The organism is Oleiphilus sp. HI0080, assembly GCF_001635135.1.
Window position 1 is genome coordinate 1 of record NZ_LWFU01000811.1, and the last position, 278, is coordinate 278.

A 278-nucleotide genomic window follows, 5' to 3' on the forward strand; every position below is an offset into this window, starting at 1 on the left:
GATCTCGAAGCTCACCCATTTCTCATTATCGCGTCGAAATGTATGAATATTAAAGGCGTGAATCGAGGAGGTTTTGGCGCCAGAATCAACGCGCGCTTTTACGGCTGGCAGCCCGAGGTCTGAAAAGGCGCACCATTCTTCACTTCCGATGTTTTGTTTCAATGTTATTCTCTATTGAGCATGATTAAGAAATAAATCTATTCCAAAGCTCAAGGTCATAGCAAGCTATTTATGGCGCTGTTTCACGAAGACCTGCTTATACCGCCTCGTAATGCTCA

1 protein-coding gene is annotated in these 278 nt (G+C 44.2%); it reads right to left on the reverse strand.

Going from position 1 to position 278, the window contains the following annotated elements; all coding sequences use genetic code 11:
* The coding region (locus tag A3751_RS21910) for a RimK/LysX family protein (RefSeq protein ID WP_231876922.1) at positions 1-162 on the reverse strand (162 nt) is incomplete at its 3' end.
* Between the last annotated feature and the right edge of the window lie 116 nt (positions 163-278).